The sequence below is a fragment of the Streptomyces sp. NPDC126497 genome, from assembly GCF_040302425.1.
Taxonomy (GTDB): Bacteria; Actinomycetota; Actinomycetes; order Streptomycetales; family Streptomycetaceae; genus Streptomyces.
In genome coordinates this window covers 86,072-103,103 of sequence record NZ_JBEORT010000006.1, presented here as the reverse complement: position 1 = coordinate 103,103, position 17,032 = coordinate 86,072, and the positions used below count along the sequence as shown (strand labels likewise).

Below are 17,032 nucleotides of genomic sequence, written 5' to 3'. Positions count from 1 at the left end.
GGGCGCCGGATTCCTCCGGGCCCGCCCGAGCGGTGCTCCCTGGGTGCGGCCGGCGTGCGCCGCCGCCGGTCAGACCGTGAGCAGCGCCTCCAACGGGGCGCCGGCCAGGGCCGGTTCCAGCCGGGCCCGGCCGCCGAGGAAGCCGAGCTCCATCAGTACGGCGAGGCCCGCGACCTCGGCGCCCGCCCTGCGGATGAGCTGGACCGAGGCCTCGGCGGTGCCGCCGGTGGCGAGGACGTCGTCGATCACCAGAACGCGGTCGGCGGCGCTCAGGTCCTCGGCGTGCACCTCGATCTCGGCGGACCCGTACTCCAGGTCGTAGGCCTGGCTGAGGGTGGCTCCGGGAAGCTTGCCCGCCTTGCGCACGGGGATGAAGCCGAGGCCCGCGCGGAGGGCGGCCGGGGCGCCGAGGATGAATCCGCGGGCCTCCAGGCCGACGACCTTGGTGGCGCCGGTGGCGCGTGCGATGTCGGCCAGGGCGTCGCTGAGCGCGGCGAACGCCGCGGGGTCCGCCAGGAGCGGGGTGATGTCCTTGAACATCACGCCCGGCTCCGGGTGGTCCGCCACGTCCCGGATGCGGCTGAGCAGCAGGGCCGAGATGTCTGCGCGTCCGTTCATCGGCGCTTCCCCGAGGGACGGCCCCGGCCGCGGGTCCGGGAGACCGACTGGTCGCGCGGGCCGACGACCGCGGGCGCGGCGTCCTCGGGCCCGTCGCCGTGGTCCTCGCCGGTGACCGGGGCCTCCTGCGTCCCGTCCGTGGCCGCGCCCTGGGCGCGCTTGGCCAGGACCCGCTTCTTCAGCGACTTCATCGCCGGGTCGCGCTCCTTGAGGTCGGCGACGAGCGGGGTGGCGATGAAGATCGAGGAGTACGCGCCGGCGGCGAGGCCGACGAACAGCGACAGCGAGATGTCGTTCAGCATGCCGGCGCCGAGGACACCGCCGCCGATGAACAGCAGGCCCCCCACCGGCAGCAGCGCGACCACCGTGGTGTTGATGGAACGGACCAGGGTGCTGTTGATGGAGCGGTTGGCGATCTCGCTGTAGGTCCAGCGGGTCTGCTTGGTGATGTCCTTGGTCTGTTCCTTGAGGCTGTCGAAGACGACGACCGTGTCGTACAGCGAGTAACCGAGGATGGTGAGCAGACCGATCACCGTGCCCGGCGTGACCTCGAAGCCGACCAGGGCGTAGATGCCGACGGTGATGGTGATGTCGTGGATCAGGGCGACGAACGCGGCGAGCGCCATGCGCCACTCGAAGGCGATCGCCAGGTAGATCACGACCAGGATGAGGAAGATGCCGAGGCCCTGCCAGGCCTTGTTGGCGATCTGCTCGCCCCAGCTGGGGCCGACCAGTTCGGCGTTGATCTGCTCGCCGTCGACCTCGAGGTCCTCGGCGAGCGTGTCCTTGATCCTGTCCGAGGTGCTGGTGTCGATGCCCGCGACCTGGATGCGCAGGCTGCCGTCGCCGAGCTTCTGGACGATCGCGTCGTGGCCGGAGGCCTCCTCCGCGTACTCCTCGGCCTGGGCGACCGAGACGCTCATGTCCTTCTGGGTGGTGAAGACCGCTCCGCCCTGGAACTCGATGCCCATGTGCAGGCCTCGCACCGCCAGGCCGACGATGGCCGTGATGGTGATCAGGATGGAGATGCCGTACCAGATCTTGCGGTTCTTGATGAAGTCGTAGCCGACCTCACCGTGGTGCAGCCGGGCCCCGAGGGTGCCGAGTTTCGACATCTCTCACGCCTCCTTCGTCTGGGCGGGGGCGGAGGGACGACGGGTGCGGCGCAGGGGCGGTTTCGCGCCCAGCGCCTTCGGGTCGAGACCGGACCACTTGTGGCCGCTCGCGAAGAACTTCCGGCGAGCCATCAGCGTGAGCAGCGGTTTCGTGAAGAAGAACACCACCACGACGTCGAGCACGGTGGTCAGGCCGAGCGTGAACGCGAAGCCCTGGACCTTGCCGACGGTGACGACGAAGAGCACCGCGGCGGCGAGGAACGACACGAAGTCGGAGACCAGGATGGTGCGCCGGGCGCGCGGCCAGGCCCGCTCCACGGAAGGACGCAGGGTGCGGCCCTCGCGGATCTCGTCCCGGACCCGTTCGAAGAACACGATGAACGAGTCCGCCGTGATGCCGATCGCGACGATGGCGCCGCACACGGCCGGCAGGTTCAGCGCGAAGCCGATGGCCGGGCCGAGCAGCGACATGATCACGTAGGTGAGGGCGGCGGACACCAGCAGCGACAGGATCGCGATGAAGGACAGGCCGCGGTAGTAGACCAGCAGGTAGAGGACGACCAGGGCGAGGCCGATGGCACCGGCGATCAGGCCGGCCTTGAGCTGCTCGTCGCCGAGCGCGGCGGTGACGGTGGTGACGCTGTCCTCGCGGAAGCTCAGCGGCAGGGCGCCGTAGGACAGCATGTTGGCCAGTTCCTGTGCCGACTGCTGGGTGAAGTTGCCGGAGATCTCGGCGTTGCCGCCGGTCAGGGCCTGGCTGACGTACGGGTCGGAGACGACCTCGTTGTCCAGGACGATGGCGAACTGGTTCTGCGGGGACTGGTTCTGGGCGAGCTTGCCGGTGATGTCGGCGAACTTCTTGGCGCCCTTGTCCGTGAAGTCCATGGTGACGACCCAGCCGGCGCCGGTCTGGGTGTTCAGGACGGCGCTGGCCTCGTCGACGTCCGTGCCGTCGACCGCGGCGGGGCCGAGGATGTACTTCTGCCACTGGCCCTGGGAGTTCTGGCCGCAGGCGACGGTCGACTCGCCGGCCTTGGAACCGTCACCGGCCTTGGCGCGGACGCTCTCCTTGGTGCAGTCGAGCGCGGCGTACTGCTCCTGGAGCTTGCCGTCCGCGTCGCCGGAGGTGCCGCCGGTCGCGGGCGCGGAGGGGCTCGCCCCGTCCTCGGCCGTGCCGCTCGGGGAGGCGGACGGCGTCTCGTCGGCCTTCAGGGCGTCGGTGACGGCACGGCCCTGGGTGGTGGCGCTCGCCGACGGGGAGACCCCGTCGGTCGCCTTCTCCGTGGCCTTGTCGGTCGCCTTGTCGGTCGCCTTGTCCTCGTCGGAGCCCTGCTCCGAGCCGTCGCCGGTCGCGCTGGGCGTGGGAGCGGCACCGCCACCGGCGAGCTCGGTGGCGACGACGGGGCGGAAGTAGAGCTTGGCGGTGGTGCCGACCTGGTCCCGGGCCTGCTTGGAGTTCGTGCCCTTGGGAATGTTGACGATGATGTTGCGGGTGCCCTGCGTCTGGACCTCGGCCTCGGAGACGCCGAGGCCGTTGACACGCCGCTCCATGATGGAGACCGCGGTGTCCATGTTGGTCTTGTTGATCGCGGACTCCTGGCCGGCCTCGGGGACCGCGGCCAGCGTGATGCTCGTACCGCCGGCCAGGTCGATGCCGAGACGCGGAGTGGTGTGCCCGGAGGCGAACATCCCGCCGGTGAGCGCCACGATGGCGATCAGGATCAGAGCCAGCGAGCGCCACGGCTTGCTCGTGGCGCTCGCGTTCTGTCCCTTTTTGAGTGCTGCCACCTTCTCGTACTCCCTCTCGGGCCGCCTCGCTCCGGATCGGGGAGCGGGCGGCCATGACATGGTGTCGGGACTCTGTGCGAGTCGGGCACGTCCCGGGGCGCGCGGGCAGCACCCGCGCGCCCCGGGACACGACTACTTCGCGTCGGAGTCGCCGTCGGACTTCTTCGTCTGCGCGTCCGCCTTCGTCTCGTCGGCGCCGTCGGCGGCGGCCGGCTCGTCGGCCGCGTCCTTCTTGCCGAGGTCGACGGGCGTGTCGTCGGAGACGGCGGCAGCGTCGGAGGAGTCGTCGGTCTCGGTGAGGGAGGAGGCGTCGTCGGGAACGACGTCGGCGTCGGACTTCAGGTCGTGCTCGATGCCGTGGACGATGCGGTTGTACTCGTCGTCGGTCAGGACGGCACCGATGGAGTTCTTGGCGAACAGCAGCTCCACACCCGGACCGGCGTCGAGGAGGACCGTGTCCTCGCTGACCTCCTTGACCGTGGCGTACATGCCCCCGATGGTGCGGACGCCGGAACCGGGCTGCATCTGGTTCCGCATGTCGATGGCCTGCTGCTGCTTCTTCTTGGCCGACCGGGTCATCAGGAACATGGCCCCGATGAGCACAATGAACGGGAGGAGGGTCACGAGACTCACGGGTCGGAACTTCCTTCACACGACCGCGATGGTGAACGGCCTGATGGTTGGGGGTATGTACTGCCGCCGACAAGGGCGGCATCGGCGGAGTCTAAGCGAGTCCGCGCGCAGGGAACAACGCTCAGCATGGCACCGGGGTTCCTGCCCCGGCCAACGCCCTCGCCGTCACGCCCCGAACAGGTCCCCTTGTCCGTTTCCGGGGGCCTGCGAGCGGGGCGGCGTGAGGCCGAGATGCGCCCATGCCGCCGGGGTGGCCACCCTCCCGCGCGGGGTGCGGGCGAGCAGCCCCTCCCGTACGAGGAAGGGTTCGGCCACCTCTTCCACGGTCTCACGTTCCTCCCCGACCGCGACGGAGAGCGTGGACAGGCCGACCGGTCCGCCGCCGAAGAGCTTCAGCAGGGCCTCGAGGACGGCCCGGTCCAGCCGGTCCAGGCCCCGGGCGTCGACCTCGTAGACGGCGAGGGCCGCCGCGGCGATCTCCCGGGTGATCAGCCCGTCGGCCTTGACCTGCGCGTAGTCCCGGACGCGGCGCAGGAGCCGGTTGGCGATGCGGGGCGTGCCGCGGGAGCGGCCGGCGATCTCCGCGGCGCCGTCGGCGTCGATCTCCACGTCGAGCAGGCTCGCCGAGCGGTGGACGACCCGCTCCAGCTCGGCGGGCTCGTAGAACTCCATGTGCGCGGTGAAGCCGAAGCGGTCGCGCAGCGGGGGCGGCAGCAGGCCTGCCCGGGTGGTGGCGCCGACCAGGGTGAAGGGGGGCAGTTCGAGGGGGATGGCGGTGGCGCCGGGGCCCTTGCCGACGATCACGTCGACGCGGAAGTCCTCCATCGCCATGTAGAGCATCTCCTCGGCGGGCCGGGACATGCGGTGGATCTCGTCGAGGAAGAGCACCTCGCCCTCCTGGAGGGAGGAGAGGATCGCCGCGAGGTCGCCGGCGTGCTGGATGGCGGGGCCCGAGGTGATGCGGATGGGGGCTTCCATCTCGGCCGCGATGATCATCGAGAGGGTGGTCTTGCCGAGACCGGGTGCGCCGGAGAGCAGCACGTGATCGGCGGTGGCCCCGCGCGCGCGGGCGGCGCGCAGCACGAGGTCGAGCTGTTCGCGGACCTTCTCCTGGCCGATGAACTCGCCCAGGTCCTTGGGGCGCAGGGCGGCCTCGACGGCCTGGTCCTCACGGTCGGCGGACGCACCGACGAGCCGCTCCTCGGCGGGGGTGTCGGTGGTGTCGTCCCAGTTCATTGCGTATGCCTCAGCTCTTCGTACGGACCGGGGGCGGGGCTATCGGGCGCGGTTCAGCGTCTGCAGGGCCGCCTTCAGCAACTGCCCCACCTGCGGGGTGCCCCCGGCGGCCTCCGCCCGGGGCGCCACGGCGGACACCGCCTCGTCGGCCTCGCGGGTCGCGTACCCGAGGCCGATCAGGGCGGCGTGCAGCTGGTCGCGCCAGCCGCTGGTGACCGGCGCGCCGACGGCGGGGGCGCCGGTCGGCTCGCCGAGACGGTCCTTCAGCTCCAGGAGCAGCTTCTGGGCGCCCTTCCTGCCGATGCCGGGGACGGCGGTCAGCGCCTTCTCGTCCCCGGTGGCCACGGCTCTGCGCAGGGCGTCGGGGGTGTGCACGGCGAGCATCGCCTGGGCCAGCCGGGGACCGACGCCGCTGGCGGTCTGGAGCAGCTGGAAGACCTGCCGCTCGTCGTCGTCGGCGAAGCCGTACAGGGTCAGGGAGTCCTCGCGGACGACGAGGGAGGTGGCGAGTCTCGCGGGCTGTCCCACGCGGAGCGCGGAGAGCGTGTTCGGCGTGCACTGGACGGCCATGCCGACCCCGCCGACCTCGACCACCGCGGCGTCGGGAGCGAGGGCGGCGACCGTGCCGCTGACGAAGGCGATCATGCCGTACGGCCTTTCGATGCGTGCGGGGCGTGTGGTGTGCGGGGGGCTTTCGAGGCGTGCCGGGCGACGGCCTGCTGGAGCCGGTTCTGCGCGGGGGCGCGCCAGATGTGGCAGATGGCGAGCGCGAGGGCGTCGGCGGCGTCGGCGGGCTTCGGCGGCGCGTCGAGCCGGAGGAGACGGGTGACCATGGCGCCGACCTGGGCCTTGTCGGCGCGGCCCGAACCGGTGACGGCGGCCTTGACCTCGCTGGGCGTGTGCAGGGCGACGGGGATGCCGCGGCGGGAGGCGCACAGGATGGCGACGGCACTGGCCTGGGCGGTGCCCATCACCGTGCGCACGTTGTGCTGGCTGAAGACGCGCTCCACGGCGACGCACTCGGGCCGGTGCTCGTCCAGCCACTGTTCCAGTCCCTGCTCGACGGCGACGAGGCGGTGGCCGAGGTCGGCGTCGGCCGGCGTGCGGACGACGCCCACACCGAGCATGGTGAGCGGCCGCCCGGCGACGCCCTCGACGACGCCGACACCGCACCGGGTCAGTCCCGGGTCCACCCCCAGTACACGCACGCCCGCCTCTTTCCTCGATCGCCTGTTCGTGCAGGCTATCGGGTGCCACCGACAAAGCGACGGGCCGACGGAAGTGTCCCGCCGGCCCGCTGGGCAGTGGACGCGCTACGCGTCGACCTTCTCCATGATCTCGTCGCTCACGTCGAAGTTGGCGAACACGTTCTGCACGTCGTCGCTGTCCTCGAGCGCGTCGATCAGCTTGAAGATCTTCTTGGCGCCCTCCTCGTCCAGCTCGACCTGCATGGTCGGGACGAAGTTGGCCTCGGCGGAGTCGTAGTCGATCCCGGCCTCCTGCAGCGCGGTGCGGACCGCGACCAGGTCGGTGGCCTCGCTGAGCACCTCGAAGTTCTCGCCGAGGTCGTTGACCTCCTCGGCGCCCGCGTCCAGGACGGCGGCGAGGACGTCGTCCTCGGTCAGCTCGCCCTTGGGGACGATCACCACGCCCTTGCGGTTGAACAGGTAGGACACCGAGCCCGGGTCGGCCATGGAACCGCCGTTGCGGGTCATCGCGACGCGCACGTCGGAGGCGGCACGGTTGCGGTTGTCGGTGAGGCACTCGATGAGCACCGCGACGCCGTTGGGACCGTAGCCCTCGTACATGATCGTCTCGTAGTCGGCGCCGCCGGCCTCGAGACCGCCGCCGCGCTTGATGGCGGAGTCGATGTTCTTGTTCGGCACCGACTGCTTCTTGGCCTTCTGGACGGCGTCGTAGAGCGTGGGGTTGCCGTCCAGGTCGACGCCGCCCATCCGCGCGGCGACCTCGATGTTCTTGATCAGCTTCGCGAAGAGCTTGCCGCGCTTGGCATCGATCACGGCCTTCTTGTGCTTCGTCGTAGCCCATTTAGAGTGGCCGGACATCTGCCTGTCTCCTTCGCGTAACCCATCTCTGCAACGAACGGGGGAATCCTACAAGGACTCGCCCGTCCGCTTCGCGCGTGCCATGTCGACGAACAGGGCGTGCACACGGTGGTCGCCGGTCAGTTCCGGATGGAACGACGTGGCCAGCGCGTTGCCCTGGCGGACCGCGACGACGTGTCCGTCGTGCTCGGCGAGCACCTCGGCCCCGGCGCCGACGGACTCCACCCAGGGGGCCCGGATGAAGACGCCCTCCACCGGCTCGCCGGTGACGCCCTTGACGTCGACCGCCGCCTCGAACGACTCGTTCTGCCGCCCGAAGGCGTTGCGGCGCACGATCATGTCGATGCCGCCGACGGTCTCCTGCCCGGAACGGGGATCGAGGATTTTCTCGGCCAGCATGATCATGCCCGCGCAGGTGCCGTAGACCGGCATGCCGTCGCGCACGCGTGCGCGCAGCGGCTCCATCAGGCCGAAGAGGACGGCCAGCTTGGAGATCGTGGTGGACTCCCCGCCGGGGATGACCAGGCCGTCGACGTCGGCGAGTTCCTCCGGGCGCCTGACCGGCCTGGCCACGGCGTCGGCCGCGGCCAGGGCGACGAGGTGCTCCCGCACGTCGCCCTGGAGGGCCAGGACGCCTATGACAAGTGCGTCGCTCACGGGGGTTACCAGCCGCGGTTGGCGTAGCGCTCGGTCTCGGGGAGGGTGTCGCAGTTGATGCCGACCATGGCCTCGCCGAGGTTGCGGGACGCGTCCGCGATGATCTTCGGGTCGTCGTAGAAGGTGGTCGCCTTCACGATGGCGGCGGCGCGCTTGGCCGGGTCGCCGGACTTGAAGATGCCGGAGCCGACGAAGACGCCCTCGGCTCCGAGCTGGCGCATCAGCGCGGCGTCCGCCGGGGTGGCCACGCCACCGGCGGAGAACAGCACGACGGGCAGCTTGCCCAGCTCGGCGACCTCCTTGACCAGCTCGTACGGGGCGCGCAGCTCCTTGGCGGCGGCGTAGAGCTCGTGGTTGTCGAAGCCGCGGAGCCTGGCGATCTCGTTCTTGATCTGGCGCAGGTGACGGACGGCCTCGACGACGTTGCCGGTGCCGGCCTCGCCCTTGGAGCGGATCATCGCGGCGCCCTCGGCGATCCGGCGCAGGGCCTCGCCCAGGTTGGTGGCACCGCAGACGAAGGGGGTGGTGAAGGCCCACTTGTCGGAGTGGTTGACCTCGTCGGCCGGGGTGAGGACCTCGGACTCGTCGATGTAGTCGACGCCGAGGGACTGCAGCACCTGGGCCTCGACGAAGTGACCGATGCGGGACTTGGCCATCACCGGGATGGACACCGCGTCGATGATGCCCTCGATCATGTCCGGGTCGGACATGCGGGCCACGCCGCCGTCCTTGCGGATGTCGGCCGGGACCCGCTCCAGGGCCATGACGGCGACGGCGCCCGCGTCCTCGGCGATCTTCGCCTGCTCCGGTGTGACGACGTCCATGATCACGCCGCCCTTGAGCTGCTCTGCCATGCCGCGCTTCACACGGGCGGTGCCGGTCTCGGGACCCTGGTTTTCGGAGAGCGTGCTGGACACGAATGACCTCGCTGAGGGGAAGGGGGTTTCTGCAGCACTGAGGAAACGTGAGCGGAGCAGTCCACGGCAAGGGCCAATGGGAAGCCGGTGGATCCTTTTCGGTCGGCGGCGGTCCGCCGCGCGGCCGGATTCCGCCGTCAGGCCGCCCGTTCCACCAGGGCGGCCGGGGGCTCGTCGTCCATCTCGAAGGCCATCGGGAAGGGCGCGTGTCCCGCCAGCCGGAACCAGCGCACCTTGCGGTGCCGCCGCAGCGCCCGCGCGGCCCGCACGGCGTCGTTGTGGAAGCGCCGGGCCATCGGCACCCTGCGCACCGCCTCGGCGAGCTCCAGGGCCGCGTCCTCCCCTCCCGGCGCCTCCCTGACCGCGTCCACCTGCTGGGCGTCGGCGAAGACCGCGCGCAGCGCCTGGCTGAGCTCGCTCTCGGCGACCTCGCGCTGTTCCTCGACCGCCTGCCGCGCGGCGTGCGCGGCCTCGTAGAGCACGATCGACGCGGCGGGGTCGAGCACGCCGGAGGTGGCCAGTTCCTGGGCCACCGAGGCCCGGCGCAGCAGTTGGGCGTCGAGCGCGGCCCGGGCCGCGTCGATGCGGGCGTGCAGCCGGTCCAGGCGTCCCGCCGTCCAGCTCAGGTAGAGGCCGACGACGACGAGGGCGACGAGGATCCAGATGAGGGTTGCGGTCACGGGCGGCAAGGCTACCGGGGGCGCCCCGGGGGGCCGTGCCCCCGGGTTCCCCTCCGGACCGGACGGCCCCGTCCCCGGACCGGACGGGCCGGTCGCCCCGCCCTCAGTCCCTTGCCAGGCCCAGCCGGGCCCGCAGGCCCGTCGCACGGTCGTCCGCCGCCACCGCCGCCGCGCCCGCCGTCACCGTCTCGTAGACCGACAGGATGTCCGCGCCGACCGTCGACCAGTCGAAGCGCCGGACGTGGGCGCTGCCGCGTTCGCGGAGCTCCGCGCGGCGCTCCGGGTCCCCCAGCAGCCGTACCGCCGCCCGCGCGAGCGCGTCCGCGTCCTCGTTGGCGAACAGTTCGCCCGCCGCGCCCCGGTCGAGGACCTGGGCGAAGGCGTCCAGGTCGGAGGCGAGCACCGGCGCGCCCGCCGACATCGCCTCGACCAGGACGATGCCGAAGCTCTCCCCACCGGTGTTGGGCGCCACGTACAGGTCGACGCTGCGCAGGAAGCGGGCCTTGTCCTCGTCGCTGACCATGCCGAGGAACTCCACGCGCGCACGCAGCTCCTCGGGCAGCGACTCGACCGCCTCCTTCTCGTCGCCGCGGCCCGCGACCAGCAGCCGCGTCCGCGGCCGGGCGGCGAGGATCTTCGGCAGGGCCCTCATCAGCACCGGCAGGCCCTTGCGGGGCTCGTCGATCCGGCCGATGAAGCCGATGGTGTCGCCCTGCCACTGCGGTCTGGGCTCGGCCTTGGCGAAGAAGTCGACGTCGACGCCGTTCGGGATGACCACCGCGTCGCCGCCCAGGTGCTCGACGAGGGTGCGGCGGGCGTACTCGCTCACCGCGATCCGTGCGCTGATCTTCTCCAGGGCCGCCTGGAGGATCGCGTACGCGGCGATCATCGCGCGGGAGCGCGGGTTGGAGGTGTGGAAGGTGGCGACGATCGGCCCCTCGGCCGCCCAGCAGGTGAGCAGGCCGAGCGAGGGCGAGGTCGGCTCGTGGATGTGGACGACGTCGAAGGCGCCCTCGTGCAGCCAGCGCCGTACCCGCGCGGCGGACAGGAAGCCGAAGTTGAGCCGGGCCACCGAGCCGTTGTACGGCACCGGCACCGCGCGGCCGGCCGAGACGACGTACGGCGGCAGCGGGGTGTCGTCGTCGGCCGGGGCGAGGACGGACACCTCGTGGCCGAGGCGGATGAAGTACTCGGCCAGGTCACGGATGTGGAACTGGACGCCTCCCGGCACGTCCCAGGAGTACGGGCAGACGATGCCGATCCTCACGGGGTCCCCTTCCGGTCCTTCTCGGGGACGGTCGCGGGATCCCGCGCGGGGTCGAGGTCCTTCAGCCACAACCGCTGCAGCATGTGCCAGTCCTCCGGATGGTCGGCGATCCCCGTGGCGAAGGCGTCGGCCAGCGCCTGTGTCATGACGGACGTCTTCTCCCGCCGCGTACCTGACTCGGGGACCTCGACCGGCGGGTGGACGCGGCCGCGCATCACCGGCGAGTCGTCGTACCAGAGGGTCACCGGCAGCAGCCGGGCCCCGGTGTGCTGGGCGAGCAGGGCGGGCCCGGCCGGCATCCGGGCGGTCTCGCCGAAGAAGCCGACCTCGACGCCGGAGGCGGACAGGTCGCGGTCGGCGACCAGGCAGACCAGTCCGCCGTCACGCAGCCGCCGGGCCAGGGTGCCGAAGGCGGCGCCGCCGCTGTGCGGGAGCACCTCCATGCCGAGACCCTCGCGGTAGGCGACGAACCGGTCGTACAGCGTCTCCGGTTTCAGCCGCTCGGCGACGGTGGTGAAGGGTATGCCGAGCTTCGTGGTGACCCAGGCGCCGGCGAGGTCCCAGTTGGCCAGGTGCGGCAGCGCCAGGACGACGCCCCTGCCGGCCGCCATGCCGTCGGTCAGGTGGTGGAGGTCCTGGGGGTCGAAGCCGGACGCGATCCGCCCGGGGCTCCAGGCGGGCAGCCGGAAGGACTCCATCCAGTAGCGCAGGTACGACCGCATGCCCGCGCGGGAGAGTTCGGCCAGCCGCTCCGGGCCCGCGTCCGGCACGACGCGCGCGTAGTTGCCCTCCAGCCGGAGCACGCCCGGGCCGCGCTGCCGCCAGGCGAGGTCGGCGACGGTCCTCCCGAGGCGCGCGGCGACGGGCTCGGGGAGCTTCTTGACGGTGCCCCAGCCGGCGCCGTACAGGGCGTCGGCCAGCCGCTCCTGGGCACTCACGTGGCGGCCTCGCTCCCGCGGGCCCCCTGCCGCTCCGCGGCCTCCGCCTCGGCGGACTCGCGGCGCACGGTGACCACCCGCTGGACCAGCGTGACCAGGCTGCCGACGGCGACGATCCACAGGGCGACCGGCAGCAGGTACCGGATGCCCGGCACACCGAACGCGTGCAGGCCCGCGAGACCGGCCGCGACCAGCGAGACCACCAGTCGTTCGGCCCGCTCGACCAGCCCGTTGACGGCGACCGGCAGACCGATCGACTCGCCGCGCGCCTTGGTGTACGACACCACCTGGCCGCTGGCCAGGCAGAAGATCGACACCGCGCACAGGACGTTGTCGTCGCCGCCGCCCGCGTACCACAGGGCGAAGCCGCCGAAGATCGCGCCGTCGGCGACCCGGTCCAGGGTGGAGTCCAGGAAGGCCCCCCAGCGGCTGGAGCGGCCCAGCTGACGGGCCATGTTGCCGTCGACCAGGTCGGAGAAGACGAACAGCGTGATCACGACCGTGCCCCAGAAGAACTCGCCCATGGGGTAGAAGACCAGCGCGCCCGCGACCACTCCGGCGGTGCCTATGAGCGTGACCGTGTCGGGACTGACCCCCCGCCGGATGAGAAACGCGGCGAACGGTGTGAGGACACGCGTGAAGAATGCACGCGCGTACTTGTTCAGCATGGCCTTCCCGAGGGTCGGTGTGGCCGCGTGGCCCCTGCTGGCCACCCGGCGGGCCCAATCGTAGCCACGCGCGCGCGGGGGCGGCGGCGGGGCGTCCGCGCACCCGCGCGGGACGGGTCCGCCGGCCGGTTCGCGGCGCGGTGCGCACCGCCGTGAGCAGGGGCGGAGGCCGGGATCGCGTCCTTCGTATGGACGCACCGTGACGGGAGTGGAAAGCTCGAAGGACCGCGGGCGCCGCCGGAGCCGCACCGCACGCGGATTCCGCGGGTCCGCGCCCACAACGACCTCACCGTGCACGGGAGGCAGGATCATGGGCGACAAGGCGCGCACACACCCCGGAGCCGCCGGCAGGGCGCAGGCGGCCGACCACCCCGCGTCCGTACGGAACGTGGTGCTGGTCGGCCCCTCCGGATCGGGCAAGACGACCCTGGTGGAGGCTCTCGCGCTGACCGCGGGAGCGGTGAACCGGGCGGGCCGCGTGGAGGACGGCGGCACCGTCTCCGACTACGACGACATCGAGCACCGGCAGCAGCGCTCCGTGCAGCTCTCCCTGGTGCCCCTCGCCTGGGACGGCGTCAAGGTCAACCTCCTGGACACCCCCGGGTACGCCGACTTCGTCGGGGATCTGCGGGCCGGTCTGCGGGCGGCGGACGCGGCCCTCTTCGTCGTCTCGGCCTCCGACGGCGTGGACGGCACGACCCGCATGGTGTGGGACGAGTGCGCGGCGGTCGGCATGCCGCGCGCCATCGTCGTCACGCACCTGGAGGCGGCCCGCGCGGACTTCGAGGAGATGACGCGGGTCTGCGCGGAGGCCTTCGGCGGCGACGACCCCGACGCCGTGCTGCCGCTGTACCTGCCGCTGCACGGTCCTCAGGGGCCCGACGGGCACGCGCCCGTGCACGGACTGATCGGACTGCTGACACAGAAGCTGTTCGACTACTCCGGCGGCGAGCGCGAGGAGTCCGAGCCCGACGGGGACCGGCTGCCGCTGATCGAGGAGGCCCGCGGCCGGCTCATCGAGGGGATCATCGCCGAGAGCGAGGACGAGACCCTCATGGACCGCTACCTCGGCGGTGAACAGGTCGACGTCGGGACGCTCATCGGGGACCTGGAGCGGGCCGTCGCGCGCGGGGCGTTCTTCCCCGTGCTGGCCGCCGCCCCCGCCGCCGAGGGAGCCCGCCGGGGACTCGGCACGGTGGAGCTGCTGGATCTGATCACCCGCGGCTTCCCGACCCCGCTGGAGCACGGCGCCCCGAAGGTGACCACGCCCGACGGCAGGCCGCGCGAGCTGAAGCCCTGCGATCCCGACGCCCCACTGGTCGCCGAGGTCGTGAAGACCTCCTCCGACCCGTACGTCGGCCGCATCTCCCTGGTCCGGGTCTTCTCCGGCACCCTGCGCGCCGACCAGACCGTGCACGTCTCCGGACACGGACTGGCCGACCGCGGCCACGAGGACCACGACGTCGACGAACGGGTCGGCGCCCTGTCCACGCCGTTCGGCAAACAGCAGCGGCCCGTCTCCCACGTCATCGCGGGCGACCTCGCGTGCGTGGCGAAGCTCGGCCGCGCGGAGACCGGGGACACCCTGTCCGCCAAGGACGACCCGCTGCTCGTGGAGCCGTGGGACATGCCCGACCCGCTGTTGCCGCTGGCCATCCGGGCGCACAGCAAACCCGACGAGGACAAGCTCTCGCAGGGCCTGTCCCGGCTGGTGGCCGAGGACCCGACGATGCGGCTGGAGCAGAACCAGGACACCCACCAGGTGGTGCTGTGGTGCCTGGGCGAGGCGCACGCGGACGTGGCCCTGGAACGACTGCGCAGCCGTTACGGCGTCCAGGTCGACGTCGTACCGCACCGGGTGGCGCTCAGGGAGACGTTCGGCGGCAGGGCCGCCGGGCGCGGCCGGCACGTCAAACAGTCCGGCGGGCACGGACAGTTCGCCATCTGCGAGATCGAGGTGGAGCCGCTGCCGAACGGCTCGGGCATCGAGTTCGTCGACAAGGTGGTCGGCGGAGCGGTGCCGCGCCAGTTCATCCCCTCCGTCGAGAAGGGCGTACGGGCCCAGGCCCTCAAGGGGGTCGCCGCGGGGCACCCGCTGATCGACGTGCGGGTGACCCTGCTGGACGGGAAGGCGCACTCGGTGGACTCCTCCGACGCCGCGTTCCAGACGGCCGGCGCGCTGGCGCTGCGGGAGGCGGCCGCGGACGCGAGGATCCATCTGCTGGAGCCGGTGGCCGAGGTGAGCGTCCTGGTCGGCGACGACTACGTCGGCGCCGTGATGAGCGACCTGTCCGGCCGGCGCGGCCGGGTGCTCGGCACCGAGCAGTCGCCGGGTGGACGCACCCTCGTCAGGGCCGAGGTCCCGGAGATCGAGATCGACCGGTACGCCGTCGACCTGCGCTCCCTCTCGCACGGCACCGCCCGCTTCGACCGCCGGTACGCGCGGCACGAGCCCATGCCGTCGCACGTGGCGGAGCGGGTCAAGGAGGAGGCGCGTGCCGCCTCGTAGCCGGCTCCGGGCGACCCCGGCGCACCCCGGTGGGCGCCCGCGTACGCGCCTCGCGCCGGGGCGGCTTCGGAATGCCTCACTCCGCGTCGGTGGACGGCTTCGGCCGTCCGCCGACGGACGGCCGCGGGTACGGATACGCTGAATACCTGATCAACAGGTGTGCGCAGCAAGGAAGTCGGGAAGGCCGCAAGACGACAGTCGCGGCGATCGGGGGCGGGAATGACCGTTGAGAGCGGTTACGCGGACTTCTTCGGTCCGCAGGTGCCGCGCACGGGCGACGAGGGGCAGACGCCGACGTTCGCGCTGGCCTCGGCGGCCTACCGGGACAACGAGGCCGAGGAGATACTCAAGGCCAACAGCGAGTGGCACAAGTCGGCCGTGAGCGCGCCCCGGCTGAAGCTGTTCCGGCCGAACCTGGGCGAGGCGTACTCCAGGGCGATCATCGACCGGATGCTGGGCTCCGGCCGCGCACCGCTCATCCAGTCCTTCGGCACCCAGCCCCAGGTGGTGGTCGAGCACGCGCTGGCGGCCCACCGCATCCGCCGCGAGCGGGACAACTGGCTGAGCGCCGTCATGGTCCTGTGCGGGCTGCTCTTCCTGCCCGGTCTGCTGGTGTGGCTGCTGGTCTTCCAGATCCGCACCACGATGGCCAGGCGGGAGGACAAGCGGGCCGGCGCGCTCGCCACCACGCTGCTGGTCGCGGTGGGCGCCCTCGCCGTGCTGTTCCTGGTCAAGATGCCGTTCGGCGGGTTCTGGGGCTGGTACGCGCGCGCGGCGGTCGTCGCCCCGGTGCTGGGCTGGTTCTGGGCCAAGCAGATCTGCGAGCGCACGGCGAGGGACCTGCGCGAGCGCTGGGCCGGCCTGCTCTCCGGCAGCAGCGTCGGCGCCAAGGTGCCCGAGGCGGTACCGAGCAGCCCCGGCGAGACGGCGGCCGAGCAGCTGCGCCAGTCCCTGGCCCGGCTCAGCGCCGAGCAGCAGTCCAACTCCGTCTTCTACGCCGGGCCCAAGGGCATCCTCGGCATGGGCACCCGCTGGGGCAGCTGGCAGCTGGCCGAGGAACTGGTGCCCGCCGACCCGGACCGGGAGATCAATCCGTTCCGCAGCTGGGACGTGGTCAAGGCCGTCCACGACCGGCTGCGGATGCTGGAGCGCGGGCCGCTGCACACCGGCGGCTTCACCAAGCCGTCGGTACGGCACTGGATCGTCACGCCGATCGGCGAGAACGCCGACGCCGTCTCCCGGCCCGAGGGCACGGACGTGGAGGCGTACCAGGTCAAGCCGCACGCCATACAGGAGATCTGCAACAAGCAGCAGTTCGGCGCGGGCGACCGGCACTACCTGGGCGTGCAGTGGACGCTGTGGGACGGCCAGCTGGTGATCACCATGCTGATCACCGTGACCGTGCTGCACGAGACGCTGCGCATCGAGGTCACCGGGCACGCGCTGGGACCGGTGCACTCCCTGTTCACCAGCAAGCCGGCGGCCAAGGAGAAGGAGGTCCAGAAGTCGGTCAGGTTCTGGGAGACCCGGAAGGTGAAGCTCCCGCTGGTCGACTCGGACGAGGTGGTCCGCCTGGCCGCCCGGGCGCCGCTGACCTGGTACCCGCCGCTGCTGTACTGGCTGGGCGGCAAGCTGAGCCTGCCGGAGCCGTTCGGTCTGCGGCACGCGTGGGCGGACAAGCCGTGGCGGCACCGGTTCATGGCGGACGACGCGCTGCGCGCGGCGACGCCGGTGCTGCGGGCGGTGCACTCGGCGGCGATCAAGGTGCTGGCGGAGAACGGGGTGGACACGGAGAAGTTCGGGGCTCGGTCGTCGTTCCTCAGCACGGCGGTGCAGGACGCCTCGCCGCGGAAGGCCGACGTGTACGACGCGTAGGCCTCCGGCGGGTGGGGACGAGGTCCCGAACGGGCCCCGTCCCCACCCGCCGGACGGGCTGATCG

The 17,032-nt window shown here is 71.9% G+C and carries 16 protein-coding genes; 2 read left to right on the top strand and 14 right to left on the bottom strand.

Going from position 1 to position 17,032, the window contains the following annotated elements; translation table 11 throughout:
• Positions 1-69 precede the first annotated feature (69 nt).
• The 14 genes from ABTY20_RS05885 to pgsA all read right to left on the bottom strand — a co-directional run bounded on the left by ABTY20_RS05885 (position 70) and on the right by pgsA (position 12,583).
• Positions 70-618, bottom strand: a complete 549-nt coding sequence (locus ABTY20_RS05885; RefSeq protein WP_351995731.1) for an adenine phosphoribosyltransferase — start codon at positions 616-618, stop codon at positions 70-72.
• Positions 615-1,733 (bottom strand): protein translocase subunit SecF, encoded by a 1,119-nt coding sequence (secF, locus tag ABTY20_RS05880; protein WP_351995730.1) that lies wholly within the window; start codon positions 1,731-1,733, stop codon positions 615-617. The genes ABTY20_RS05885 and secF overlap by 4 nt, the downstream gene beginning before the upstream one ends.
• 3 nt (positions 1,734-1,736) lie before the next feature.
• Entirely contained in the window at positions 1,737-3,521 is a 1,785-nt protein-coding gene (gene secD, locus ABTY20_RS05875; protein ID WP_351995729.1) for a protein translocase subunit SecD, read from the bottom strand.
• 132 nt (positions 3,522-3,653) lie between these two features.
• Positions 3,654-4,154 carry a preprotein translocase subunit YajC gene (gene yajC, locus ABTY20_RS05870; protein ID WP_351995728.1) on the bottom strand — a complete coding sequence of 167 codons (501 nt, stop codon included), beginning with the start codon at positions 4,152-4,154 and terminating at the stop codon, positions 3,654-3,656.
• A gap of 165 nt (positions 4,155-4,319) precedes the next feature.
• Positions 4,320-5,390 (bottom strand): Holliday junction branch migration DNA helicase RuvB, encoded by a 1,071-nt coding sequence (gene ruvB / locus ABTY20_RS05865; RefSeq protein ID WP_351995727.1) that lies wholly within the window; start codon positions 5,388-5,390, stop codon positions 4,320-4,322.
• 39 nt (positions 5,391-5,429) lie between these two features.
• Positions 5,430-6,035 (bottom strand): Holliday junction branch migration protein RuvA, encoded by a 606-nt coding sequence (ruvA, locus tag ABTY20_RS05860; protein ID WP_351995726.1) that lies wholly within the window; start codon positions 6,033-6,035, stop codon positions 5,430-5,432.
• Positions 6,032-6,598, bottom strand: coding sequence for a crossover junction endodeoxyribonuclease RuvC (gene ruvC, locus ABTY20_RS05855; protein ID WP_351995725.1), 567 nt, complete (start codon positions 6,596-6,598; stop codon positions 6,032-6,034). Before ruvC ends, ruvA begins: the two co-directional genes overlap by 4 nt.
• A 105-nt stretch (positions 6,599-6,703) precedes the next feature.
• Positions 6,704-7,456 (bottom strand): YebC/PmpR family DNA-binding transcriptional regulator, encoded by a 753-nt coding sequence (locus tag ABTY20_RS05850; protein ID WP_351995724.1) that lies wholly within the window; start codon positions 7,454-7,456, stop codon positions 6,704-6,706.
• A 48-nt stretch (positions 7,457-7,504) separates the two neighbouring features.
• On the bottom strand, positions 7,505-8,113 hold the full coding sequence (gene pdxT, locus ABTY20_RS05845) for a pyridoxal 5'-phosphate synthase glutaminase subunit PdxT (protein ID WP_351995723.1): 609 nt from the start codon (positions 8,111-8,113) through the stop codon (positions 7,505-7,507).
• A gap of 5 nt (positions 8,114-8,118) precedes the next feature.
• On the bottom strand, positions 8,119-9,030 hold the full coding sequence (gene pdxS / locus ABTY20_RS05840; RefSeq protein WP_351995722.1) for a pyridoxal 5'-phosphate synthase lyase subunit PdxS: 912 nt from the start codon (positions 9,028-9,030) through the stop codon (positions 8,119-8,121).
• Positions 9,031-9,167: 137 nt separating this feature from the next.
• Positions 9,168-9,710: a LemA family protein gene (locus ABTY20_RS05835; protein ID WP_351995721.1), complete on the bottom strand. Its 543-nt coding sequence runs from the start codon at positions 9,708-9,710 to the stop codon at positions 9,168-9,170.
• A 103-nt stretch (positions 9,711-9,813) separates the two neighbouring features.
• A complete protein-coding gene (locus ABTY20_RS05830; protein ID WP_351995720.1) occupies positions 9,814-10,977 on the bottom strand; it encodes a glycosyltransferase family 4 protein in 1,164 nt (387 codons plus the stop codon).
• Positions 10,974-11,915, bottom strand: coding sequence for a phosphatidylinositol mannoside acyltransferase (locus ABTY20_RS05825; RefSeq protein WP_351995719.1), 942 nt, complete (start codon positions 11,913-11,915; stop codon positions 10,974-10,976). The genes ABTY20_RS05830 and ABTY20_RS05825 overlap by 4 nt, the downstream gene beginning before the upstream one ends.
• Positions 11,912-12,583, bottom strand: coding sequence for a phosphatidylinositol phosphate synthase (gene pgsA, locus ABTY20_RS05820; RefSeq protein WP_351995772.1), 672 nt, complete (start codon positions 12,581-12,583; stop codon positions 11,912-11,914). The genes ABTY20_RS05825 and pgsA overlap by 4 nt, the downstream gene beginning before the upstream one ends.
• Before the next feature lie 310 nt (positions 12,584-12,893).
• On the opposite strand from pgsA, the gene ABTY20_RS05815 reads away from it, so the two are divergent.
• Together ABTY20_RS05815 and ABTY20_RS05810 are read left to right on the top strand one after the other, a co-directional pair.
• Positions 12,894-15,092, top strand: a complete 2,199-nt coding sequence (locus ABTY20_RS05815) for an elongation factor G-like protein EF-G2 (RefSeq protein WP_351995718.1) — start codon at positions 12,894-12,896, stop codon at positions 15,090-15,092.
• Positions 15,093-15,311: 219 nt separating this feature from the next.
• Positions 15,312-16,967, top strand: coding sequence for an AbeC-like domain-containing protein (locus ABTY20_RS05810; RefSeq protein WP_351995717.1), 1,656 nt, complete (start codon positions 15,312-15,314; stop codon positions 16,965-16,967).
• Positions 16,968-17,032: the final 65 nt, after the last annotated feature.